General features: G+C 71.0%; 19 protein-coding genes, 1 tRNA gene, 1 pseudogene and 1 riboswitch. Of the genes and pseudogenes, 12 read left to right on the top strand and 9 right to left on the bottom strand.

Annotated features, from left to right (window positions below):
• Positions 1–46 precede the first annotated feature (46 nt).
• The gene (locus tag Q343_RS0112465; protein WP_029253900.1) at positions 47–898 is read right to left on the bottom strand and encodes a bile acid:sodium symporter family protein; all 852 of its coding nucleotides are present in this window, start codon (positions 896–898) and stop codon (positions 47–49) included.
• A complete protein-coding gene (locus Q343_RS0112460; protein ID WP_029253899.1) occupies positions 895–2,586 on the bottom strand; it encodes a SulP family inorganic anion transporter in 1,692 nt (563 codons plus the stop codon). Before Q343_RS0112460 ends, Q343_RS0112465 begins: the two co-directional genes overlap by 4 nt.
• Positions 2,587–2,846: 260 nt before the next feature.
• Here Q343_RS0112460 and Q343_RS0112455 point away from each other — a divergent pair, with 260 nt between their 5' ends.
• The gene (locus Q343_RS0112455) at positions 2,847–4,517 is read left to right on the top strand and encodes a SulP family inorganic anion transporter (protein ID WP_043110073.1); all 1,671 of its coding nucleotides are present in this window, start codon (positions 2,847–2,849) and stop codon (positions 4,515–4,517) included.
• Positions 4,517–6,235: a SulP family inorganic anion transporter gene (locus Q343_RS0112450; RefSeq protein ID WP_081829826.1), complete on the top strand. Its 1,719-nt coding sequence runs from the start codon at positions 4,517–4,519 to the stop codon at positions 6,233–6,235. The genes Q343_RS0112455 and Q343_RS0112450 overlap by 1 nt, the downstream gene beginning before the upstream one ends.
• Before the next feature lie 37 nt (positions 6,236–6,272).
• Here Q343_RS0112450 and Q343_RS0112445 read toward each other — a convergent pair whose 3' ends face one another.
• From Q343_RS0112445 to Q343_RS0112425, 5 genes are all read right to left on the bottom strand, one after another.
• Positions 6,273–6,776: a low molecular weight protein-tyrosine-phosphatase gene (locus Q343_RS0112445; protein ID WP_029253896.1), complete on the bottom strand. Its 504-nt coding sequence runs from the start codon at positions 6,774–6,776 to the stop codon at positions 6,273–6,275.
• 366 nt (positions 6,777–7,142) lie between these two features.
• On the bottom strand, positions 7,143–7,739 hold the full coding sequence (gene idi / locus Q343_RS14210; protein WP_052367194.1) for an isopentenyl-diphosphate Delta-isomerase: 597 nt from the start codon (positions 7,737–7,739) through the stop codon (positions 7,143–7,145).
• A 44-nt stretch (positions 7,740–7,783) separates the two neighbouring features.
• The gene (locus Q343_RS0112435; protein WP_029253894.1) at positions 7,784–8,650 is read right to left on the bottom strand and encodes a hypothetical protein; all 867 of its coding nucleotides are present in this window, start codon (positions 8,648–8,650) and stop codon (positions 7,784–7,786) included.
• Entirely contained in the window at positions 8,647–9,402 is a 756-nt protein-coding gene (locus Q343_RS14635; RefSeq protein ID WP_052367193.1) for a signal peptidase I, read from the bottom strand. The genes Q343_RS0112435 and Q343_RS14635 overlap by 4 nt, the downstream gene beginning before the upstream one ends.
• Before the next feature lie 38 nt (positions 9,403–9,440).
• A complete protein-coding gene (locus Q343_RS0112425) occupies positions 9,441–9,971 on the bottom strand; it encodes a CARDB domain-containing protein (RefSeq protein ID WP_029253892.1) in 531 nt (176 codons plus the stop codon).
• A 322-nt stretch (positions 9,972–10,293) separates the two neighbouring features.
• Between Q343_RS0112425 and Q343_RS0112420 the strand changes: the two genes are divergently transcribed.
• The 4 genes from Q343_RS0112420 to Q343_RS15635 all read left to right on the top strand — a co-directional run bounded on the left by Q343_RS0112420 (position 10,294) and on the right by Q343_RS15635 (position 14,546).
• Entirely contained in the window at positions 10,294–10,686 is a 393-nt protein-coding gene (locus tag Q343_RS0112420) for a hypothetical protein (protein ID WP_029253891.1), read from the top strand.
• On the top strand, positions 10,683–11,078 hold the full coding sequence (locus tag Q343_RS0112415; protein ID WP_029253890.1) for a DUF302 domain-containing protein: 396 nt from the start codon (positions 10,683–10,685) through the stop codon (positions 11,076–11,078). Before Q343_RS0112420 ends, Q343_RS0112415 begins: the two co-directional genes overlap by 4 nt.
• Before the next feature lie 86 nt (positions 11,079–11,164).
• Entirely contained in the window at positions 11,165–13,543 is a 2,379-nt protein-coding gene (locus Q343_RS0112410; RefSeq protein WP_029253889.1) for an ATP-binding cassette domain-containing protein, read from the top strand.
• Between the two features lie 171 nt (positions 13,544–13,714).
• Positions 13,715–13,831: riboswitch (SAM riboswitch) on the top strand.
• A 10-nt stretch (positions 13,832–13,841) separates the two neighbouring features.
• Complete coding sequence (locus Q343_RS15635) at positions 13,842–14,546, top strand: hypothetical protein (protein ID WP_029253888.1); 705 nt, start codon at positions 13,842–13,844, stop codon at positions 14,544–14,546.
• 17 nt (positions 14,547–14,563) lie between these two features.
• Here Q343_RS15635 and Q343_RS15760 read toward each other — a convergent pair.
• Both Q343_RS15760 and Q343_RS0112400 read right to left on the bottom strand, forming a co-directional pair.
• A pseudogene (locus Q343_RS15760) lies at positions 14,564–14,890 on the bottom strand (DUF1720 domain-containing protein); the annotation flags it as partial.
• Between the two features lie 31 nt (positions 14,891–14,921).
• Positions 14,922–15,004, bottom strand: a tRNA-Leu gene (locus Q343_RS0112400).
• A gap of 245 nt (positions 15,005–15,249) precedes the next feature.
• Between Q343_RS0112400 and Q343_RS0112395 the strand changes: the two genes are divergently transcribed.
• The 6 genes from Q343_RS0112395 to Q343_RS14630 are packed head-to-tail and all read left to right on the top strand — an operon-like array spanning position 15,250 to position 22,588.
• On the top strand, positions 15,250–15,957 hold the full coding sequence (locus Q343_RS0112395) for an FHA domain-containing protein (protein ID WP_029253887.1): 708 nt from the start codon (positions 15,250–15,252) through the stop codon (positions 15,955–15,957).
• Positions 15,958–15,967: 10 nt separating this feature from the next.
• Positions 15,968–16,453 (top strand): FHA domain-containing protein FhaB/FipA, encoded by a 486-nt coding sequence (locus Q343_RS0112390; protein ID WP_029253886.1) that lies wholly within the window; start codon positions 15,968–15,970, stop codon positions 16,451–16,453.
• Positions 16,454–16,462: 9 nt separating this feature from the next.
• A complete protein-coding gene (locus Q343_RS0112385) occupies positions 16,463–17,734 on the top strand; it encodes a Stp1/IreP family PP2C-type Ser/Thr phosphatase (protein WP_029253885.1) in 1,272 nt (423 codons plus the stop codon).
• Positions 17,734–19,500 carry an FtsW/RodA/SpoVE family cell cycle protein gene (locus tag Q343_RS0112380; RefSeq protein WP_081829823.1) on the top strand — a complete coding sequence of 589 codons (1,767 nt, stop codon included), beginning with the start codon at positions 17,734–17,736 and terminating at the stop codon, positions 19,498–19,500. Before Q343_RS0112385 ends, Q343_RS0112380 begins: the two co-directional genes overlap by 1 nt.
• A complete protein-coding gene (locus Q343_RS0112375) occupies positions 19,497–20,957 on the top strand; it encodes a peptidoglycan D,D-transpeptidase FtsI family protein (protein WP_029253883.1) in 1,461 nt (486 codons plus the stop codon). Before Q343_RS0112380 ends, Q343_RS0112375 begins: the two co-directional genes overlap by 4 nt.
• A complete protein-coding gene (locus Q343_RS14630; protein ID WP_052367191.1) occupies positions 20,954–22,588 on the top strand; it encodes a serine/threonine-protein kinase in 1,635 nt (544 codons plus the stop codon). The genes Q343_RS0112375 and Q343_RS14630 overlap by 4 nt, the downstream gene beginning before the upstream one ends.
• Positions 22,589–22,590 lie beyond the last annotated feature (2 nt).

The following is a 22,590-nucleotide window of genomic DNA, read 5'->3' as shown; positions in this document are numbered from 1 at the left end:
CGAACGCTTTGCCCATTGGTCGGTTTTGACAACCAATCGTCGACTTTCAGACATCGGCCCGATCAACGCGACGCCCCAGCTCCGCTGCGAGCGCCAGAAGGACGATCGTGAGCAGGAGCGCGCCAAGCAGCACCGCGACCAGCACCTCGGGCGTGTCCGTGAAGCTCGTGCCGGCGACGAGGAGCGCGGCCGACAGGTTGCGCTGCCCGGCACCGAGCGACGAGACGACCCGTTGCTCGCGCCCGCTGCCGCCGAGCACCCACCCGGCCAGCAGGCAGACCACCAGCAGCGCGAGCGTCGCGAGGAGGATGCCCGTCCCGAACTGGTCGACGAACTGCGAGAACCCGGCGACGACCGCCGCGACCAGGCCGAGCGCGAGCGCGGTCGACGAGATCCTGTTCAGGGGTGCCGCGGCGTCGGCCGCGTGCGGATACCGGGCCCGGACGGCGAGCGCGACCACGAGCGGGAGCAGCATCAGCAGAACGAGGGGGCGGGCGATGTCCCAGGCGCTGACCTCCACCCCGACGAGCGGGGTGGCGAGAACGAGCGGCACGACGACGACGCTCGCCACCATCAGGAGCACCATCAGGCCGACGGAGTAGGCCACGTCGCCCCGCGCCATCTGCGCGAGCTTCGGCAGGAACGGCGCCCCTGCCGAGACGCCGAGGAGGATCAGTGCCAGCTGGACGGTGTCGTCGAGACCGAACACCTCGCCGATCCCCCACGCCGCGAGCGGGGCGACCACGAAGTTGGCGAGCAGGGCGAAGACCACCACGCGGGCGGACCTCAGCGGTGCCGTGATCTGGGAGACCGTCAGCGAGAGCCCCAGAGCGACCATCGACGTGATGACGAAGGTCAGGATCGCGACCCGTGCCAGGTCGATCAAGAAGTCGCTCATCGTTCTTCCTCTGCTCGGTGCTCGATCTCGTCGGCGACCCGCCGTTCCTCCGCGAGCGCCCACGCGGCCTCGAGCGCGCCCAGGACGGTCCCCGTGTCGCGCACCACGGCGTCGCCGAGCGTGTCGAGGACTCCCGCCTTGCGCAGTCGGTCGTGCAGTGCGCCGCTGACGTCGCAGATGACGACGTGGACGTCGTGCGCCCGCCATGCCTCGATGCGGCTGCGCAACATCTTCAGCAGCGTGGTGGAGGGGACGCCGACGGCGTCCCGGAGGGAGAGGACGATCGCGGCGTCGCGGGCCCCGTCGACGGACGGCCACTGGTCGTCGAGGCGGACGGCCTCCGCGAAGAAGCCGTGGCCGGTGTAGTGGAGCACGATCGTCGTCCCGCTGGGCACGGTGTCGGGAACCTCGCCGATCGCCCAGTCGCCGTCCTCGGTGGGGGTGAGGCGGACCAGGCGGCCGGAGCGTGCCGCCTGCACCGCGTAGAGCAGGATCGAGAGTCCCGCGCCGAGGAAGATCGCGACCTGGAGCGGAAGCTGCGTCGTCGCGAGGAACGTGACGATCATCGCGACCGTCGACGGCCAGGCCGTACGGACGACCAGCTTGATGTCCGCGAGGCGACCGTGGATCAGCTCGAAGCTGATCACGATCAGCAGGCCGCCGATCACCGCCATCGGGATCGAGCCCGCCACCGGCCCGAGGATCAGCACCATCACCAGCAGCGAGACGCCGGCGAAGATCCCCGCCCACCGCGTCTGCGCACCACCGCTGGTGGCGACGCCCGTCCGCGAGAGCGAGCCGCCGGTGGGCAGCGCGCCGAAGAGTCCGCCCGCGAGGTTCGCGGCGCCCTGGGCACGGAAGTCGCCCGACGTGTCGCCGCGGGACCCGTCGGGGTTCGGGACGGCGGCCCCGATCCCGGCGGCCTGGGCGAGCGCGACGAGCGCGATGGCGAACGCCCCCGAGACGAGCTGCGGTGCCGCGGCGAGCTCCGGGAGGGTCAGGGGAGGAAGGGAGCGGGGGATCGTCGCGATGTCGGAGACGCGGACGACGTCGAGGCTCGCGACCGCCGCGACCACGCTGACGACGACCAGTGCGATCAGGGTCGCCGTCGCACGCAGGGGTCGATACGTCCGCACCGCTGCCCACAGTCCGACCGTCGAGGCCGCGACCACGACAGTCATCACGTCCCAGTCGCCGACGTGCGCGAACGTCTCGACGATCTTGGCGACGGTGTTCGACCGCTCCGGCTCGTACCCGGTCGCGTCCTTCATCACCCCCGCGAGGATCTGTACGGCGATGCCCGTGGTGAAGCCGGTCATGACGGCCGCCGAGACGAACGCCATCGCCGACCCCATGCGCAGCAGGCCCATCAGCAGCATCGCGGCACCGACCATCAGCGTCAGCGTCGCGACGGCGCCGACGTCGCCCGGGTCGAGTCCTGCGTCCGCGAGCACGCTCTTGGACGCAAGCGCGGTCGCGCTCGTCAGCGTCGTGACCATGAGGACCGTGCGGGAGAAGAGCGACCCGACGATGGTCGGGACCGCCCCGGACCACAGACCCATCGGGGCCGCGAAGCCGCCGAGGCTGGCGTACGCCATGCCCTCGGGGATCGAGAAGAGTCCGGTGACGAATCCGCTGGCCGCGTCCCGGGGCGTCGGACGCCCGAACTTCGCGCGTGCGCGCCCCACGTGGTCACCTCCGTCGTACGAACCAAGACGGTTCGCGTCGATCATGGCCGACCTGGACCAGTTGTGCGCGCTGGCCGGTCGACGCGTCCCGACGGCGGCTCGACGGCGGGACGCGCCACGTCGCCCGCCGCGGCATGTGACGGTAGTTTGAACAACTCGAAGATCCTCGGTGCGTGCCTTCGTGTCACGTGTCGGGAATTCTGCCCCAGGAGTAGCGTCAGATCGTCCACCGGTCAGCCCTCGACGACACGGGATGTTCAATGCCAGACTCGCCGTCCGACAGCCCGAAGCGACCGCGTCGACGGCTCTTCCAGCACTGGCGCAAGGACGTCCCCGCCGGCATCACTCTCGGCGTCGAGTCGGTGCCGGACGGCCTTGCCGGCGGCCTGCTCGCCGGGGTGAACCCGATCTACGGGCTCTACGGGTACATGATGGGCACGTTCTTCGGGGCGCTCGGAACGAGCTCCGCGTTCATGGCGGTCCAGGCGACGAGCGCGATGGCGGTCGTCGTCGGCGACATCCCCCAGGTCCAGGGCGACGACGGGGACACCGCGCTCTTCACCGTCGCGGTACTGACCGGACTGATCATGCTCGGGCTCGGGCTCGCGGGGCTCGGCCGCGTGGTCCGCTGGGTGCCCAACTCGGTGCTCGTCGGGTTCGTCAACGCCGTCGCGGTGACGATCGTCCTCGGGCAGCTCGACGACATCACCGGCTACGACGGCACCGGCGCCACACGCCTGCACGAGGCCGTCGACACCCTTGTACACATCGGGTCATGGAACTGGTACGCCGTCATCATCGGCGCCATCACCATCAGCCTGATCGTCGTGCTCGAGAGGACGAGGCTCGGCGCGCTGGGCATGGTGGCCGCCGTCGTCCTCGGCTCGCTGATCGCCGTCCCGCTCGGTGGTGTCCCCATCCTGTCGGACATCGCCACGGTCCCGGCCGGCCTGCCGGGCATCACGCTCCCCGACCTCTCCCTGATCGCCGAGCTGCTCGTCCCGGCCGCGTCGCTCGCGTTCGTCGGCCTCGTGCAGGGCGCCGCGATCAGCGCGTCCACACCCAACCCGGACGGCACCTACCCCGACCCCTCGGGGGACTTCCGCGGGCAGGGCATCGCCAACATCGCGTCCGGCATGTTCTCCGGGATGCCGGTCGGCGGCTCGATGTCGGCCACGGCGATCGTCACCCGCGCCGGGGCCCGCACCCGGCTCGCCCTCTTCGTCGCCGGCCTCACGATGGCGGTCGTCGTCCTCGCGCTGTCCGACGCCGTCGGCCAGGTCGCGATGCCCGCGCTGGCGGGTCTGCTGATCGTCGTCGGCATCCGGAGCTTCAAGGTCTCCGCCGCCAAGAGCGTCCTGCGCACCGGCGGCGTCCAGGCGACGGCGATGCTCGTGACGTTCGTCCTGACGATCCTGATCCCGCTCCAGTACGCGGTGCTCGTCGGCGTCGGGACCTCGCTCATCCTCTTCGTCGTCAAGCAGTCCAACAAGGTCACGCTCCGCCGCTGGATCCCGAACCCCGACGGCAGCTTCACCGAGGAGGACCTGCCCTCCGAGCTCGGCCACGAGCAGATCGTCGTCATCCGCCCGTACGGGTCGCTGTTCTTCGCCGCGACCCCGATCGCGGAGGCCCAGCTCCCCGCCGTCGGCGCGACCACCGACCGGAGCGCGGTCCTGCTCAACCTCCGCGGCAAGGAGGAGCTCGGCTCGACCTTCATCGCCCTCGTCGACCGGTACTCCGAGCGTCTCGCCACCGCGGACTCGCGCCTCTACCTCGTCGGCGTGAGCGCCGACCTCGCCGCACAGCTCGAACGCACCGGGACGACGGCCAAGATCGGCCAGGACCGGATCAGGATCACCACCACCACTCTGCGCGAATCCACCCTGCGTGCCGTTCACGACGCACGCGCCTGGCAGGAGGAAGACTGATGCGACTCGGAGAAGCTCTACGCGGGGGCACCCCCCGCAAGGACGTCATCGCCGGACTGACCGTCTGGGCGGTGCTCGTCCCCGAGGCGCTGGCGTACGCGACGATCGCGGGCGTCGACCCCGTCGTCGGCCTCTACGCCGCCGTCCCGTCCCTGATCCTCTACTCGGTGTTCGGCACCTCGCGCCGACTCGTGGTCGGCCCGATGGCCGCGAGCGCCGCCCTGTCTGCCGCCGTCGTCGGGGCGCTGCATCCGGGCGACGACGCCGCGTTCCTCGCCCTGACGACGGGGGCGGCCCTGGTCACCGGCCTGCTCTGCATCGTCGCGGGCGTGGCACGCCTCGGCGTGCTCGCGTCGTTCGTCTCCGAACCCGTGCTCAAGGGCTTCATCATCGGCATGGCGATCGTCATCATCGTGGGCCAGGTGCCCAAGCTGCTCGGGCTCGACTCGGTCGACGGGAACGCCGTCGAGAAGACGATCGGCGTGTTCGGCGAGCTCGGCGACATCCACGGGGCGTCCGCCCTGCTCGGGATCGCAGCCCTGGCCCTCGCGCTCTCGCTGCGGCGGTGGGCGCCCAAGGTCCCGGGCGCGCTCGTCGTCGTGGCCGCGGGCGTGCTGGTGTCGGTGTTCCTCGGCCTGGGCGACCAGGGTGTGGAGATCGTCGGTCACATCGAGCCCGGCATCCCGACGCTGGGGCTGCCGGACCTCGCGCTCTCGGACTACTCCGACCTGCTGGTCCCCGCCCTCGGCATCATGGCCGTCGCGTTCGCGGAGTCGCTGGGCGCCGCCCGCTCGTCCGCGACGACGGAGAAGATCGACGCGAACCGCGAGCTGATCGGCATGGGGATGTCGAACATCGGCTCGGGCCTCGCAGGCGGCATGGTCGTCAACGGGTCGCTCTCCAAGACCGCGGTGAACTCCGCGGCCGGTGGCACGTCCCAGTGGTCGAGCATCGTGGCGGGCATCCTGACCCTGGCCACGCTGCTCTTCCTCACCCCGCTCTTCGAGCCGCTCCCGGAGCCCGTGCTCGCCGCGGTCGTGATCGCGGCCGTCCTCGAGCTCGTCGACATCAAGGCGCTCGTGCGGCTGTGGAAGCTCGCCACCCCGCTGCACGGCGTCCGGTACGGCGGTGCCGCACGGTCCGACTTCTGGGCCGCGGCCGCCACCCTGCTGGGCGTCCTGCTGATCGACACCCTGCCGGGCCTCGTCATCGGCGTGATCATCTCGATCCTGCTACTCCTCTCGCGGGCGTCGAAGCCGCACATCGCCGAGCTCGGGCAGACCGGCGACCTCTGGGTGGACACCGACCGCGCCACCGCGCACGGGCGGAGCACCACCCCGCACGAGGGCATGGTCGTGCTCCGTGTCGAGGGCGGGATGTTCTTCGCGAACTCCACGATGATCGAGGACTTCGTCGAGGCCCGGGTCGACAAGGACACCCGCGCCGTCGTGCTCGACGCCCAGACCGTCCCGTTCGTCGACGTCACGGCCGCCAAGATGCTCGTCGAGCTGCGCGACAGCCTCCAGAGCAAGGGTGTGACGCTTTACTTGACCCGCGACGTCGGACAGGTCCGCGACCTCATCCGCAACGCCGAGCCGTCGCGCGAGTTCATGCCCCACGTCGTGCCCGACGTCCACGCGGCCGTCGCAGCCTTCGACGAGTCGGAGAAGGGGACCTCGGCAGGCGGCACGACGCCGGGCAGCACGCCCGACGCGTAGGTGCGGCCGGGCGCGGGGCCGCGCCGTCCTCCCTGCGTCAGGCCCCGTTCAGCGCGCGCACCCGCTCGACGACGCCGTCTGCCGCGGCCTCGATCTGCGCCAGGCACTCGACGAACCCGTCCTGGTCCCCGTACCAGGGGTCGGCGATGTCCAGGTCGGCAGAGTCGCCGTCGGACGCCGGGGCCGACGGGTCGAAGGCCCGGTACATGACCACGTGGGAGTCGTCGACGCCCGCCGACGCCGCGAGGCGCCGCAGGACGCGCGCGTGCTGCGCCGTCATCGGCAGCACCAGGTCACGGTCGCCCAGCTGCTCCGCGCTCACCTGACGCGCCGCGTGGTCGGGCACCTCGTACCCGTGCTCGCGCAGCACGCGGCGAGCGCGCGGGTCGACCGGGTTGCCGTGCTCCTCGTCCGAGACCCCCGTGGAGTCGACCACCACGTCGTCGAGCCCGGCGGCCGCCAGCCGCGAGCGCAGCACCACCTCGGCCATCGGGGAGCGGCAGATGTTGCCCGTGCACACCGTCATGATTCGCGTCGTCATCGCCCCAGTCTGCCCCGGCCGTCCGACGTCGGAAAATACCTTCCCCTCCGCGCGCGGCAGGCGTAGCGTCGTTCTCACAAGGGAAGGAGGTGGTCCAAGGAAATGATTGATTCCCGGACTCTTGAGGTGGTTGCGCGCTGACGTCGCGCACCGACCGGACGGCAGCTGCCGATCGCGTGTCACCCCAGCGGGGGGTGACGTCGGCGAATCCCACGCAGTCACCGGAACCCGCGGGCGTCGTGCCCTCGTCCAGCACGACAGGTGGACCCCCACCGGCCCGCGGGTTCTTGCGTGCCCGGAGCCTGGCGGGACAGCTCAGACGACGGGACGGTTCAGGCGTCGAGGCGGTTCAGACGTCGGGACAGCTCAGTCGTCGAGGCGGAACGCCGTCGCCAGGGTCCGCGCCCCCGGTGAGCCGCCCTCGGCGGCCGCAGCCGCGGCGTCGGACACCTGCCGCACCATCCAGGGGCTGAACGCCCACGGCGTGGCCCGCACGGCGGCGAGCACCTCGGCGGCCGGCGCCCACACGTGCTCGGCCACCTCGTCGGGGTTCGGCGTGAGATCTCCGTCGACCCGTGCCACGTACACCGGGCAGATCTCGTTCTCCACGACGCCCGAGGCGTCGACGGCGCGGTAGCGGAACTCCGGCAGCACCACCTGGACGTCACGCACCCGGGTGCCGAGCTCGTGGTCCGCGTGGCGCACGAGCGAGTCCTCGGCCTCCTCCGTCCAGCGCAGGTGCCCGCAGAACGAGTTGGTCCACACGCCCGGCCAGGTCTTCTTCACCAGGGCGCGGCGCGTCATCAGCAGCCGGTCGGCATCGTCCAGAAGATAGCAGGAGAACGCCAGGTGCAGCGGGGTCTCGACGGTGTGGACGGCCGACCTCCGCACGGTGCCCAGGCGGTTGCCGGCGTCGTCACAGGTCACGACGTGGTCGGGGGCGACGGGGGTGTACTCGCTCATCGCGCCATCGTGCCACGGACGCAGCCCCGTCGGGCCGGACGCCGTCAGGAGGCGCAGCCCTTGACCGTGAGGCTCTGGCCGTCCACGACCGCCGCGTTCTCGGCCGTGGCGCCGTGGACCGTGTACACGTCGCCCTCCTGCGTGACGTCCACCGCCCCGGATGCGTCCCAGCGCGTCAGGTCCACGGACGCCAGGTCGTCGGCCTGCGCCTGGGTGATCTGGCCCGCAGCGACCTGAGCGTCGAGGGTGTCCGACCAGTCGAGGACGACCTCCCACCCCACGTAGAACGGGTCCGAGTGCCCCTCCACCGTCGTCACGGCGCACACGTTGTACGGACTGCTCCCCGCCAAAGCGGTCGTGTACGTATAGGTGTCGTCACCCGGGTCGACGACCGACGGGAGCCCCGCCGCGTAGTCGCACACGTGCACCGTGGCGGTCTGGCCCGCGCTGATCAGCGCGTTGTTCCACATCTCGTCAAACGGCGCGCCCTCCCCGCCGTCGGTCCCCGTGACGGTCACGACGTCGCCCGGGCTCGCGCCACCCGGCCCCACGGCCCCCTGGAGCTCGTCCGGGAACGACGAGTTGAAGGGCGCGGCCGCGGTGTCGACGTCCATCGCCCAGGCGACCTCGTCGGTGCTGTCCGTGGCGATCTCGACGTCCGCACAGAACTGCGTCGCGCTGCTGACCGTCCACCCGACGTCGGTGATCACCGTGTCCGCGTTCCCGGGCGTGAACGGGCCGTCGCCGCCTCCCCCGGAGTTCCAGGTCCCCGCGCTCGCCGAGGAAGACACCACTGCGGCGTCGACCCAGGCGGCCTCGGTGGGAGCGACCGTACGCGCCAGGAGCAGGGACACGAGGATCGCGAGCAGGGCTGCACCGGCCCACGCGCCCGCGCGGATGCGGCGGGTCATCGCCGCGCTCCGTCGGTCGAGCCCACGGCGGTCGAGCTCGTCGAGACCCCGGCGGTCGAGCTCGTCGAGACCCCGACCCTCGTCTCGACAGGCTCGACGGACGAGACCCCGGCGGTCGAGCTTGTCGAGACCCCGACCCTCGTCTCGACAGGCTCGACGGACGAGACCCCGGCGGTCGAGCTCGTCGAGACCCGTTCCCTCGTCTCGACAGGCTCGACGGGCGGGCCAGGCTCGACGGGCGGGCCAGGCTCGACGGACGGAACGGACTTCGGCGGCAGCATCGTGAGCCCGATGCACGCGACCACGGCGACGAGCAGCCCGATGACGACGCCGGGCTGCTTCAGCAGCGCGAGCCAACGCCCGGCACCGGGGACCTGCGCGACGGGTGCGAGAACCTCGTCGCCGACCTCGTAGGGTTCGACGTCCTCGCGCTCGTTCGCGTCCCCCTGCATGCGGATGGTGGCTCCGCCGTCGTCGTGGTGCTCGATCTCGATCACCCGGTGGGTGACGAGAGAGCCCGTCAGGTCGCTGGGGATCGTGACGACGTCACCGACCTCGACGTCGTCGGTGTCGGTCGGGCGGTCGATCAGGAGGTCGCCAACGGCGATCTCCGGCTCCATCGACCCCGAGACCACGACGACGGGCTGGATCAGCCCGGCGGCGGTCGCGCCCCAGGTCAGGGCACTGAGGATGCCCACGACGGCAAGGACCCCCAGCAGGAGGTTCCCGACGACGCGCAGGAGCTTGCGCACGGGTTCCTCCTCCGGGGGTCGGTGCAGCGGCGGGTGGGTCAGGACTGGGCGGTGAAGGTGATGACGATGCTGCCGGTGTCGCCCTGGTACTCGTCGGGCCACAGGACCGGGGTGGAGACGGTCAGGTCGGCGGTCGTCGTCTCGCCCGGCGCGAGGACAGTGCCGGCGACGGAGTCGACCTCGGCGGTCGCGGGGGTGTCACCGGCGAAGACCTCGCCGGTGGTGGACACCGTCGCGTCCGCGAGGTTCGCGTCGGCGCTGCCGGCGTTGCGGAGCTGGAGCTCGACGGTGCGGGTCTCGCCGGGGACGAGCTCCCCCAGCTCGGACTCGTCGATGACGATCGCGGTCGACTCGTCGTCGGCCTCGGACCAGGTCTCGCCGTCGACGCTGCCCTCGAGCTCGAAGGTCGCGGCGTTGGCGCCCGACGTCATCCAGACGTCGTCGGTCCAGGCCGCGGTGGTCACGGCTGCGCCGATCCCGCCGATGGCGAGGGCGGCGAGGGCGATCTTGGCGCCGGTACGACGGCGGTCGTTGGACTCGGCACCGTGGGCGGGAGTGTGCGTGCTCATGGGTTCTCCAATCAGCCACGGCCGTGGTGCGGCCGGGTCGTCGAGGTGTGGCGGTCGGTCCGCGGTGTCGACGGGATCGGCCTGACGCCGGAGCGGTGCTCGCAGATTTCCGCGTCGTGGCGGGACGTCAGGACTCACTGTAGGTCCGCTGAGGACTGCAATCCTGGGGATTGCACCTTTCTTCACAAACATTGACCCGACGTTCACACTCTTTCCGCACGCACGCCGCCCCGAGCCTCGCGCCGGACCCCAGACGGTCGACGCCATACCCCTTGGGGTATAACGTAGACAGGGTCAGCCCACCCCGACCCGGAGGAGCACGATGGCCGTCCGACCCTCCCCCCGACGGCTGATCGCCGGCACCCTCGCCGCCGCCGTCCTGCTCGCCTGGTACCTCGGCGCCAGCGGGGGTACCGGCAGCCTCGTCCACCTCGCGCTCGTCGCGCTCAGCGCCGGCCTCGGCGGCGCGATCCTCGCGTCCTACGTCCCCGAGCGCGGCGAGGCCTGGCGGAGCACCCTGGGGTGTGGACCGTGCGACGTCGTCGCCGCAGGAACCGTGCTCCTGCCCGCCCTGCTCCTCGGGTCGGCGCCGCTCAGCGCCTCGATGGCTCTCGTCGCTGTCCTGGCCACGACGTTCGGTCTCGTCCGACGACGGGCCGGCACAGCGACGTCGTGCCCGACGTCCCCGCAACCGACCACCGGAGGAACACCATGACCTACACGCTCACCACCACCGTGCCCACCCCGTTCGACGAGACCGTCGCCTCCGTCCGTGAGGCTCTGGCCGCTCAGGGGTTCGGCATCCTGACCGAGATCGACATGGCCGCGACCCTCCGCACCAAGCTCGGGGTCGAGATGCCGCCGTACCTGGTGCTCGGCGCCTGCAACCCGCCGCTCGCCCACCGCGCGCTGCAGGCCGACCCGTCGGTCGGCACCCTCCTGCCGTGCAACGTCGTCGTCCGGGCCGACGGCGGGACGACGGTGGTCGACGCCGTGGACCCGCACGCGATGATGTCCGTCGCGGACCACGACGAGCTCCGCGCGGTCGCCGAGGACGCCGAGCAGCGCCTCCGGGCCGCGCTCGACTCGATCCACACGCCGAGATAGCCCGGGGGCCGCTTCCGCTCGTCAACCCCGCGACGTCGGACGACAATGGCAGCGACTCGCCGCACCTCGCCGACCAGGGAGTAACCATGCCGACCCCGCACCCCGCCGACGCGCACGACCTCATCCGGGTCAGCGGCGCACGTGTCAACAACCTGCGGGACGTCAGCGTCGAGCTGCCCAAGCGCCGTCTGACCGCGTTCACCGGGGTGTCGGGCTCCGGCAAGAGCTCGCTCGTGTTCGGGACCATCGCCGCCGAGTCCCAGCGGATGATCAACGAGACCTACTCCGCGTTCCTGCAGGGCTTCATGCCCACCCAGGCGCGCCCCGACGTCGACGTGCTGGAAGGGCTGACCACCGCGATCGTCGTCGACCAGGAGCGCCTGGGGGCCAACTCGCGGTCCACGGTCGGCACCGTCACGGACGTGAACGCGATGCTGCGGATCGTCTTCAGCCGCCTCGGCGACCCCCAGATCGGCTCGCCGCAGGCGTTCTCGTTCAACGTCGCCTCCATCAGCGGCGCAGGGGCCGTGACCTTCGAGAAGGGCGGCAAGACCGAGAAGGAACGCCGGTCGTTCTCGATCACCGGCGGGCAGTGCCCCCGCTGCGAGGGCATGGGGACGGTCACCGACCTGGACCTCACCCAGCTGTACGACGACGAGAAGTCCCTGGCCGACGGCGCCATCACCGTCCCGGGATACACGGCCGGCGGGTGGAACATGCGCCTGTACCGCGAGTCGGGGTTCGTCGACCCGGAGAAGCCGATCCGGGAGTACACGGACCAGGAGCTCGCGGACTTCCTGCACCACGAGCCCGTGCGGATGAAGATCGCCGGCATCAACATGACCTACGAGGGCCTGATCCCGCGCATCCAGAAGTCGATGCTCAGCAAGGACCGCGAGGCCATGCAGCCGCACATCCGGGCGTTCGTCGACCGCGCCGTCACGTTCACCGACTGCCCCGAGTGCGACGGGACGCGCCTGAACGCCGGGGCGCGGTCGTCGAAGATCCGCGGCAAGAACATCGCCGACCTCTGCTCGATGCAGATCAGCGACCTCGCCGCCTGGATGGACGACCTCGACGAGGCGTCGCTCGGGCCGCTGATCGAGGCGCTGCGCGCGACGCTCGCGTCGTTCGTGACCATCGGCCTCGGGTACCTGAGCCTGGACCGCCCGTCGGGGACGCTCTCGGGCGGCGAGGCGCAGCGCGTGAAGATGATCCGCCACCTCGAGTCGTCGCTCACCGACGTCACATACGTCTTCGACGAACCGTCGATCGGCCTGCACCCGCACGACATCGACCGGATGAACACCCTCCTGCTCCAGCTTCGCGACAAGGGCAACACCGTGCTCGTCGTCGAGCACAAGCCCGAGATGATCGCGATCGCGGACCACGTCGTCGACCTCGGCCCGCGCGCCGGGACCGCCGGCGGCGAGATCTGCTTCGAGGGCACCGTCGACGGGCTGCGCGGCTCCGACACCCTCACCGGCCACCACCTCGACGACCGGGCCTCGGTGAAGGACGCCGTCCGCACGCCGTCGGGCACCCTCGAGATCCGCGGCGCCTCGATGCACAACCTCCAGGACGTCGACGTCGACGTGCCGCTCGGGGTGCTCGTCGTCGTCACCGGCGTCTCCGGGTCCGGCAAGAGCTCGCTGATCCACGGGTCGATCCCGGCGGGCGCCGACGTCGTGTCGGTCGGCCAGGACCCCATCCGCGGGTCGCGGCGCTCCAACCCCGCGACGTACACCAACCTGCTCGACCCCATCCGCAAGGCCTTCGCCAAGGCCAATGGCGTGAAGCCCGGTCTCTTCAGCGCCAACTCCGACGGCGCCTGCCCCACCTGCAACGGCGCCGGCGTGATCTACACCGACCTCGGGGTGATGGCCAGCGTCGAGACCGTCTGCGAGGAGTGCGAGGGCCGACGCTTCCAGGCCTCCGTCCTCGAGTACACCCTCGGCGACGACGACTCCGCGGGCGGCGCCAAGAACATCAGCGAGGTCCTCGAGCTCTCCGTCGCCGAGGCCTCCGAGTTCTTCAGCACCGGGGCCTCGCGCGTCCCTGCCGCCGCGAAGATCCTCGGCCACCTTTCCGACGTCGGGCTCGGCTACGTCAAGCTCGGCCAGCCCCTGACCACCCTCTCCGGCGGCGAGCGCCAGCGGCTCAAGCTCGCCACCCACATGGGCGAGAAGGGCGGCACCTACATCCTCGACGAGCCGACGACAGGCCTCCACCTCGCCGACGTCGAGCACCTGCTCTGGCTGCTCGACCGGCTGGTCGACGCCGGCAAGTCCGTGATCGTGATCGAGCACCACCAGGCCGTCATGGCGCACGCCGACTGGATCATCGACCTCGGCCCCGGCGCCGGGCACGACGGCGGTCGCGTCGTCTTCGAGGGCACGCCGGCCGACCTCGTGGCCGCCCGGGCCGGGCTCACCGGGGAGCACCTGGCGGACTACGTCGTCTGACGTTGGTCGAGCCCGTCGGTCGAGCCTGTCGAGACCCGTAGCCCGAGACCCGGTTTCGACAAGCTCAACCCCCGCCGGTCGAGCCTGTCGAGACCCCCGCCGGTCGAGCCTGTCGAGACCTGCTTGTCCCGGTTTGCACCACCCGCCATCCGTCGCTATCGTCCTGCCCCAGGTCAAGAGCGACCAGCGATACGCCCTCCGCGTGCTGGTCCGGCAACCGCGCCACCCCGCGCACGGTGCCCCAGGAGGAAGACCGGCCCGCCACGACCGTGGCGGGAAGGAGCGAAGGGAGCCACGGATGGCGGAGAAGTACTACCTGCGGATCGACGGAATGCTCGAGCACGAGCCGGGTGCGCGTCGTCGCGAGAGGGCACGACGAACGGGCGTGACGCTCATCGAGCACGGCATGCTCTGCACGGCCTGCATGGTCGGCTCGTGGGGCCGGACCGTTCTCAGCCGGAACCGGACGCTCTGCATGGTCTGCCACCACCTCGCGAATCATCTGGCCACCGCGGCCACGACGTCCCCCGCGGACCGGCAGAGCATCCTTCACCGGCTGAGCGGCCCGTCCGCAGGGGACGATGGCGGCGTGGCTGCCGCGCGCGCCCACCTCAAGGCCCGGGTGCACGGCGTCTTCGACGAGGCGGTGCTGCAGGGCGTCACGATCGTCGAGCGTCCGACCCGTAGCGGGCCGACGACGCCGGCGATCGACGTCCGAGACCTACGCCGGAGCGGTCTCGTCTCGGACGCGATGGAGCAGCGAGTACATCGCTACGCCGACTGGCTCAAGGCACTCGAGCCAGCAGACCATGCCGTGCAGGCCGAGGCGCTCTCCGACGTCGCGGGTCTGGGCGCGATGCTGCGCCGTTGGGACAGTGACCAACAGCTGACGAACGCCAGGCGCCGGTTCCGGGAGTCGGCGAAGCGGCTGGCCGCCGCTTCTCGGAGCGTCGGGGCCGATCTGATCAGCCTGGTCCAGGCGCAGCGTCTGCGCTTCCGCTGACGGCAGGTCTCGACAGGCTCGACCGACGGTGGTTGAGCTTGTCGAAACCCGGTCTCGACAGGCTCGACCGACGGTGGTTGAGCTTGTCGAAACCCGGTCTCGACAGGCTCGACCGACGGTGGTTGAGCTTGTCGAAACCCGGTCTCGACAGGCTCGACCGACGGTGGTTGAGCTTGTCGAAACCCGGTCTCGACAGGCTCGACCGACGGTGGTTGAGCTTGTCGAAACCCGGTCTCGACAGGCTCGACCTGCGTTGGTTGAGCTCGACCTGCGGCGCTGGTCTCAACCGGCCGCCCCAGAAACGACGAAAGTCCCGATCCGGTCGACCCGGTCGGGACTTTCATCGTTGCGATCTCCCGGAGGAGACCGACTCTGTGCGCGAGGGGGGACTTGAACCCCCACGCCCTTTCGGACACTAGCACCTGAAGCTAGCGCGTCTACCATTCCGCCACTCGCGCGCGCTGAAGGAGATTAGCACGCAGCGGGCCTGATCCTTGAATCGAGCCCGGCGGGGCGGCCGGTGCGTGCGACAAATGGGACAGCCCGGTGCGCGTGCGCAGAACCTTCACCACACCGTGTCTCGCTCGTGTCGCACCGAGAGGGCCAATGATCGCTCTCGTCGTTACGATCAGTGGGACCGCGCCCGCACCGGGTGGGTGCGGCTGTGGCGTCGTCGCCGTGTGCGTCGACGGGAGGAGGTGGCATGGGCGTCCTAGATCGTTTCGAGCGCGGCGTCGAACGCGCCGTCAACAGCGCTTTCTCGCGTGGGCGTACCGAGGTCAAGCCGGTCGAGCTGGCGAGCGCGCTGCGCCGCGAGGTCGACGATCGTGCCGCCGTCGTGGGCCGCGACAGGACCGTCGTGCCCAACGAGTACACCATCAACCTGTCGGAGGACGACTACACGCAGATCGACGGCTGGGGCGCGGAGACGCTCGCCGACGAGCTCGCCACCAACGTCACGGAGTACGCCGCCTCGCAGCACTATGCGTTCGTCGGGCCGGTGAGCGTGACGTTCGAGCAGAGCACGGAGCTCGAGCCCGGCCGCTTCACCCTCTCCTCGGCGACGGTCCGTGGTTCGACGGCGCCCGCGACGTCGTCCCCGGGGGCCCGGCACCCCCTGGTGGACATCGACGGTCAGCGCTACCTGTTGACGGGCCCGGTCACCGTCATCGGTCGCGGCTCCGAGGCGGACATCGTGGTGGACGACGCCGGGGTGTCCCGCCGGCACCTGGAGATCCGCGTGACCGGGGACGGTGTGGTCGCGACGGATCTCGGCTCGACGAACGGCCTGTACGTTGAGGGTCATCAGGTTCCAGCCGCTACGCTCCTCGACGGGAACACCTTGACCATCGGGCGCACGCGGATCATGTTCTGGACCGGCGCGCCCACCCGCGACGACGAGGAGTGGTGATCACGCACCGATGAGCGAGCTGACGTTCACCCTATTGAAGCTGGGATACCTGGCGCTGCTGTGGGTGTTCGTGCTCTCGGCGGTCGGTGTGCTGCGCCGGGACCTGTACGGCACGCGGATCACCCAGCGTCGCAAGCGCAAGCCCGCGGTCGCCTCCGGCGCGCCGTCGTCGGGCCCGCCGACGCCGTCGGGCGCCCTGTCGAGCACGCCGCGTCGTCTGGTCGTGACGTCGGGCCCGCTGCGGGGGACGTCACTCCCGCTGGGCGGTCACCCGATCCTGATCGGCCGCGCGCCCGGCTGCACGCTGGTGCTGGACGACGACTACTCGTCGTCGCGCCACGCCCGCTTCTACTCCGACGGCGGCAAGTGGTTCGTCGAGGACCTCGGCTCCACGAACGGGACGTTCGTCCGGGACCAGCGAATCTCGGGTGTGATGCCGATTACCCTGGGTGTGCCCGTCAAGATCGGTCAGAGCGTCGTGGAACTCCAGGGATAGCGGTTTTCGGTGAACATCGCACTGCGGTACGCCGCACGGTCCGACGTCGGACTCGTGCGTGCCAACAACCAGGACGCCGCCTACGCGGGTCCCCACCTTCTCGTCGTCGCCGACGGCATGGGCGGTCACGCCGGGGGTGACGTGGCGTCGTCGATGACCATCGCCGCGCTCGCGCACCTCGACGGCGAGTCGCACGGGCCGGACGACGCCCTCTCCGAGCTGGAGCGCTCGGTCGACGAGGCGCGCGTGGACCTCGTGCAGCGCAGCGAGGAGGAGCCCGACCTGAACGGGATGGGCACCACCGTCACCGCGATGCTGCGCGCGGGCAACAAGCTCGTGATGGCGCACCTCGGTGACTCGCGCGCATATCTGCTGCGCGACGGCGAGCTCGCCCAGGTCACGACGGACCACACGTTCGTCCAGCACCTCGTCGACTCGGGCCGCATCACGGCCGAGGAGGCCGAGTCGCACCCGCAGCGCAACGTCGTCATGCGCGTGCTCGGCGACTTCGACGTCGACCTGACGCCGGACATGTCCGTCCGGGAGGCGCGGGCCGGCGACCGCTGGCTGCTGTGCTCCGACGGACTCTCGGGGTTCGTGTCGATCGAGACGCTCGAGCAGACCCTGATCGAGATGCCCGACATCGACGAGTGCGCCGACCACCTGGTCCAGCTCGCGCTCCGCGCGGGCAGCACGGACAACATCACGGCCGTCGTCGCCGACGTGGTCGACCTCGACCGGCTTCCCGACGGCGCGGGGCCGGGGACCACCGCGCAGGTGGTGGGCTCGGCCGCGAAGGACCACAACCGCGCGACCGTCGCGCAGGACGGACCCGCCGCGCGCGCTGCCGCGCTGCCGGAGCTGTCGGCCGAGGGCGACCTCGGCGACGCCAGCGACGCACGCGACACCCCCCGTCGTCGCCGGTGGGTCCCCGTCCTCGCCACGCTGCTGATCCTCGGTGGACTCGCCGCCGCCGCGTGGGCGGCCTACGCCTGGACGCAGACGCAGTACTACGTCGGTGTCTCGGACGACAAGGTGGCGGTGTTCCAGGGGATCCCCACGTCCATCGGCTCGTTCGAGCTCTCGACCGCCGTCGACGTCACCGACACCGCGGTCTCGGACCTGCCCGACTACCTGCAGACCCGCGTCGAGCAGACCGTCCCGGCCAAGAGCCTCGCGGACGCCGAGGACCGTGCCGCGGGTATCGCGGACAACGCGATCCCGCCGACCGTCGAGGTGGAGCCCAGCCCCACGGAGACGCCGACGACGGGTGATGCCTGATGGTCACCGTCGAGCCCACCGCAGCGCGTCCCGGACGACGGGCCGAGCTCTGGCTCCTGGTCCTCGCGCTCGCGCTCGGGGTGACCGCCTACGCGCAGGTCGCGCTGCGGATCACCGAGACCCTGCCCACCCAGTTCTGGGTGCACACCGTGGGCCTCGTCGTCCTCGCGTTCGGCATGCACATGCTGCTCCGCTGGCGCGCACCGTACGCCGACCAGGTGATGCTGCCGATCGTCGTCGGGCTCAACGGCATCGGCCTGGCGATGATCTACCGCTCCGACCTCGGCGAGCAGGAGAGCGGCACCGACCAGACGTTCGCCAACGGGCAGCTGGGCGCGACGGCTCTCGCGATGCTCGTCGCCGCCACCGTCATCTTCCTGCTCCGCGACCACCGCACGCTGCGCCGGTACACCTACACGGCGATGGTCGTCGGTCTCATCCTCATCGCGCTGCCCCTCGTCCCGGGGCTCGGCCAGGAGATCAACGGCGCCCGGATCTGGATCACGATCGCGGGCAACTCGCTCCAGCCGGCCGAGTTCGCGAAGATCGCCCTCGCGGTGTTCTTCGCCGGATACCTCGTCACCAACCGTGACACGCTCGCGCTCGCCGGCCCGAAGCTCATGGGGCTGCACCTGCCCCGTGTGCGCGACCTCGGGCCGATCATCCTCATCTGGCTCGCGTCACTGGCCGTCCTTGTCTTCGAGCGCGACCTCGGGACGTCGCTCCTCTTCTTCGGCCTCTTCGTCGCCATGCTGTACATCGCGACGGAGCGGATCAGCTGGGTGCTGATCGGCATGGTGCTGTTCGGCGGCGGCGCGATCCTCGCCGCGACGACGTTCAGCCACGTCTCGTCCCGCATCGACGGCTGGCTGCACGCCTTCGACACCGCCGTGTACGACCAGGGAACGTCCTACCAGCTGGTCCAGGGCCTGTTCGGCATGGCCAACGGCGGCCTCTTCGGCACCGGCTGGGGCAACGGGTACCCGAACCTCGTCCCGTACGCGTACTCCGACTTCATCTACGCCTCGCTGGGTGAGGAGCTGGGCCTCACCGGTCTGCTCGCCATCCTGATCGCCTATCTGATCCTGATCGAGCGCGGTCTGCGCACGGCGGTGGGCGTCCGCGACGGGTTCGGCAAGCTCCTGGCCGGCGGTCTCGCGTTCGTCATGGCTCTCCAGCTCTTCGTCGTCGTCGGCGGCATCACCCGCATCATCCCGATCACGGGGCTGACGCTCCCGTTCGTCGCGCACGGTGGTTCGTCGCTCCTCGCGAACTGGCTGGTGGTCGGCCTGCTGCTGCGGATCTCCGACAACGCCCGCCGCCCGTCGGCCCTTCCGGTCCGCGGGCAGGTCGCGTCCGGGCACCTGCCGGTCGAGCAGGACGTCGAGGAGGTCGACGCCGTCGGCGAGCCCGACGTCGCCCCGCCCGGCCCCGTGCGCGTCTCGGCGGCCGATCAGACCGCGGGTGTCCCGACGGCGGCCGGCGGCCCCGGCCGTCCGGCACAGATCGTCCGCCCGACGTCGCGGCCCGAGTCGGCCAGCGAGGAGACCGCGGCCATCCGGCCGGTCGACCTCGACGCGGAAGGCCGCGGCGGCAACGCTCCGGGAACCGGCCGTCCCGGCACCGTCCCGCCCGCTCCGCCCGTCCCTCCGCCCCCGCCGCCGGGCGAACCACCCACCACGACGGCACCGTCGCCGGAGGTTGACCCGGCGACGTCGGACCACGACACAGACCCCAGCACACGCGACGAAGGGAGCGACCGGTGAACGTCCCCATTCGCCGCGTGGCGACCATCGCCCTGCTGATGGTGCTCGCACTCATGGTCTCGACCACGATCATCCAGGTGTTCCGCGCCCCGGACATCTCCGCCGACCCGCGCAACAAGCGGACGATCTACGAGCAGTACGGGCGCGCCCGCGGCCCGATCGTCGTCGAGGGCGACTCGATCGCGAAGTCCGAGCCGGTGGACGACCCGTACCAGTACCAGCGCGAGTACACCGACGGTGAGCTCTACGCCCCCGTCACCGGCTTCTACTCCCTCGTCAACGGCAGCACCGGCATCGAGGCGGCCGAGGACGACTACCTCTCGGGGACGGCCGACGACCTCTGGTTCACCCGGATCAAGGACCTACTGACGGGCAACACCCCGCAGGGCTCGTCCGTCGAGCTCACGCTCAACGCCGCCGCGCAGCAGGCTGCGTGGGACGGACTCGGCGACCAGGTCGGCGCCGTCGTCGCGATCGAGCCCGCCACGGGCAAGATCCTGGCGATGGTCTCCAAGCCCTCCTACGACCCGAACGTCCTCGCGGACCACGACCTGGGCGCGGCGTCCGACTCGTACTCGGCGCTCGTCGACGACGACACGGACCCGCTGATCAACCGCGCCATCGCGGGCGACACCTACCCGCCGGGCTCGACGTTCAAGCTGGTGACGAGCGCGGCCGCGCTCGAGTCGGGCGACTACGAGCCCGACACGGTCATCCCGGCCCCGGACCGCTACGTGTACCCGAACTCCACCGCGTTCCTGCCGAACTTCGGCGGAGAGCAGTGCGACCCCTCCGGGGAGCAGACGCTCGCCGAGGCGCTCGAGATCTCCTGCAACACCGCCTTTGCGGAGCTCGCGGTGGCGATCGGGGAGGACGCGCTGCGCGAGCAGGCCGAGGCGTTCGGCTACGACACCGACCTGTCCATCCCGATGACCGTCACGCCCAGCCGGTTCCCGGCCACCGAGGACCTCGACGAGGCAGGGCTGGCCCGCGCCGGCATCGGCCAGGGCGACGTCTTCGCCACTCCGCTCGAGATCGCGATGACCTCGGCGGCGATCGCGAACGGCGGCGAGCAGATGCAGCCCTACCTCGTCGACACCGTGCGCTCACCGGACCTCGACGTGGTCAGCCAGACGGCACCGCAGACGCTGCGACAGTCCGTCTCGTCCGAGACCGCATCGGAGCTCACCGAGATGATGCTCGGTGTCGTCGAGGACGGCACGGGAACCGCGGCACAGATCTCCGGCGTCGAGGTCGCGGGCAAGTCGGGCACGGCCCAGCACGGCGACGGGACCGAGAACCCGCACGCCTGGTTCACCGCGTTCGCGCCCGCCGACAACCCGCAGGTCGCGGTCGCGGTGATCGTCGAGGACGGCGGCAGCCAGGGCAGCGAGGCCACCGGTGGCTCCGTCTCCGCCCCGATCGCCAGCGCCGTCATCCAGGCGGTTCTCGGATGACACCTGCCGAGGGCCTCGTCCTCGGGGGTCGCTACACCCTCGTGCGACGGATCGCGATCGGTGGCATGGGTGAGGTCTGGGTGGCCAACGACGGCGCCCTCCACCGGGAGGTCGCCGTCAAGGTGCTGCGCTCCGAGTACGCGGGCAACGAGGACTTCCTCGCACGCCTGCGCACCGAGGCACGCAACAGCGCGGCGCTCTCGCACCCGAACATCGCGCAGATGTACGACTACGGCGAGCAGCAGCAGTCCGGGTACCTCGTGATGGAGCTCGTCATCGGCGAACCCATGGCCGACCTGCTGGAGCGCGAACCCGTGATCGCCCTCCCCCGCCTGCTGCCGATCCTGGCGCAGACGGCACGCGGCCTGCACGCCGCCCACGTCGCCGGGGTCGTCCACCGCGACATCAAGCCGGGCAACATCCTGCTGGACAAGTCCGGCGAGGTGAAGATCACCGACTTCGGTGTCTCGCTGGCCGCCAACCAGGTGCCGATGACCGCGACGGGCATGGTGATGGGCACCGCCCAGTACCTCTCCCCCGAGCAGGCGATCGGTCAGGCCGCGACCGGTGCCTCCGACGTCTACGCGCTCGGGATCGTCGCGTACGAGTCGGTGGCGGGCCGGCGCCCGTTCACCGGCAAGACCCCGGTGGACATCGCCGTGGCGCACGTCAACGAGGCGGTGCCGCCGCTGCCCGCCGCGGTGCACCGCGACCTCGCCGCGCTGATCATGAAGATGCTCGAGAAGGACCCTACCGAGCGTCCCCGCACCGCGGCCGCCGTCGGGCAGGCTCTCGACGAGCTGACGCAGCGCGTCGCCGACGACCCGTGGGGCCGTCGTTCCCGTCGTGGCTCGGTGGGCGCGCACGCCGTCGCCGGGATGGCCGGCCAGGCATCCGACGTCGGCCCGCACCCGACGACCGACCCCGCCCCGCAGCTCACGTCCATCCCGATCCCCGCGGCCCTGCGCAGCCCGCGCCACGCCGTCGAGCCCGACGGCACCGGGTTCGGTGACGCCGCGGCCGTCGTGGCCGACGCACCGCCGCCCCCTCCGGCGCCCGCGGCGACCGACGTCGTCGTCCCCGAGGAGAGCGGGCCGCCGGCTCCCTGGCGTCGTCCGGACGACCGCCCCGCGCCCGCCGCGCAGCGCACCCGCGCGCGGGCCAAGGCGCCGGAGAAGTCTGCGGAGAAGACGCCGTCGATCCCTCCCCGGCCGAAGAGCTCGGCGTCGGAGGGAGAGGCCGACTCGCCGTCGTACCCCACCCGGCGCGACGTCCACCACTCCACGCGCCGGCCCCCCTCGACCCCGAGCCGGTCCTCGCGGCGGGAGCCCGTGCGGACGTCGACGACGACGGGCCAACGCTTCCGTCTGGGCTCAGGATTGCTGTCGTGGCCGCTGCTGGCCCTGATCGGAATCCTTGTCGTCCTGGTGCTCGCGACCGTTCTGACCGGGGGTGGCGCCGACGACGACGCCGCGCGTTTCACTCCCCCCGACGATTTAGTCTCAGATGTCGGAATCGTGACCGTATCGTTGCCAGGACATGCCGTCTCACCGCTCGACAGTGGGATGATGCACACCGTAGCGGAGCGTCAGACGACGCTCTGCCCCGAGACAACACTGAAGGACGTGTGACA

The sequence above is a fragment of the Paraoerskovia marina DSM 21750 genome, from assembly GCF_000701465.1.
Classification (GTDB): Bacteria; Actinomycetota; Actinomycetes; order Actinomycetales; family Cellulomonadaceae; genus Paraoerskovia; species Paraoerskovia marina.
This window is presented reverse-complemented; position numbering and strand designations above follow the sequence as displayed.

Coding starts and splice junctions, on each gene's coding strand:
- Q343_RS0112465 (WP_029253900.1), bottom strand. CDS start 898: ATGAGCGACTTCTTGATCGACCTGGCACGGGTCGCGATCCTGACCTTC.
- Q343_RS0112455 (WP_043110073.1), top strand. CDS start 2,847: ATGCCAGACTCGCCGTCCGACAGCCCGAAGCGACCGCGTCGACGGCTC.
- Q343_RS0112450 (WP_081829826.1), top strand. CDS start 4,517: ATGCGACTCGGAGAAGCTCTACGCGGGGGCACCCCCCGCAAGGACGTC.
- Q343_RS0112445 (WP_029253896.1), bottom strand. CDS start 6,776: ATGACGACGCGAATCATGACGGTGTGCACGGGCAACATCTGCCGCTCC.
- idi (WP_052367194.1), bottom strand. CDS start 7,739: ATGAGCGAGTACACCCCCGTCGCCCCCGACCACGTCGTGACCTGTGAC.
- Q343_RS0112435 (WP_029253894.1), bottom strand. CDS start 8,650: ATGACCCGCCGCATCCGCGCGGGCGCGTGGGCCGGTGCAGCCCTGCTC.
- Q343_RS0112425 (WP_029253892.1), bottom strand. CDS start 9,971: ATGAGCACGCACACTCCCGCCCACGGTGCCGAGTCCAACGACCGCCGT.
- Q343_RS0112420 (WP_029253891.1), top strand. CDS start 10,294: ATGGCCGTCCGACCCTCCCCCCGACGGCTGATCGCCGGCACCCTCGCC.
- Q343_RS0112415 (WP_029253890.1), top strand. CDS start 10,683: ATGACCTACACGCTCACCACCACCGTGCCCACCCCGTTCGACGAGACC.
- Q343_RS0112410 (WP_029253889.1), top strand. CDS start 11,165: ATGCCGACCCCGCACCCCGCCGACGCGCACGACCTCATCCGGGTCAGC.
- Q343_RS15635 (WP_029253888.1), top strand. CDS start 13,842: ATGGCGGAGAAGTACTACCTGCGGATCGACGGAATGCTCGAGCACGAG.
- Q343_RS0112395 (WP_029253887.1), top strand. CDS start 15,250: ATGGGCGTCCTAGATCGTTTCGAGCGCGGCGTCGAACGCGCCGTCAAC.
- Q343_RS0112390 (WP_029253886.1), top strand. CDS start 15,968: ATGAGCGAGCTGACGTTCACCCTATTGAAGCTGGGATACCTGGCGCTG.
- Q343_RS0112380 (WP_081829823.1), top strand. CDS start 17,734: ATGGTCACCGTCGAGCCCACCGCAGCGCGTCCCGGACGACGGGCCGAG.
- Q343_RS14630 (WP_052367191.1), top strand. CDS start 20,954: ATGACACCTGCCGAGGGCCTCGTCCTCGGGGGTCGCTACACCCTCGTG.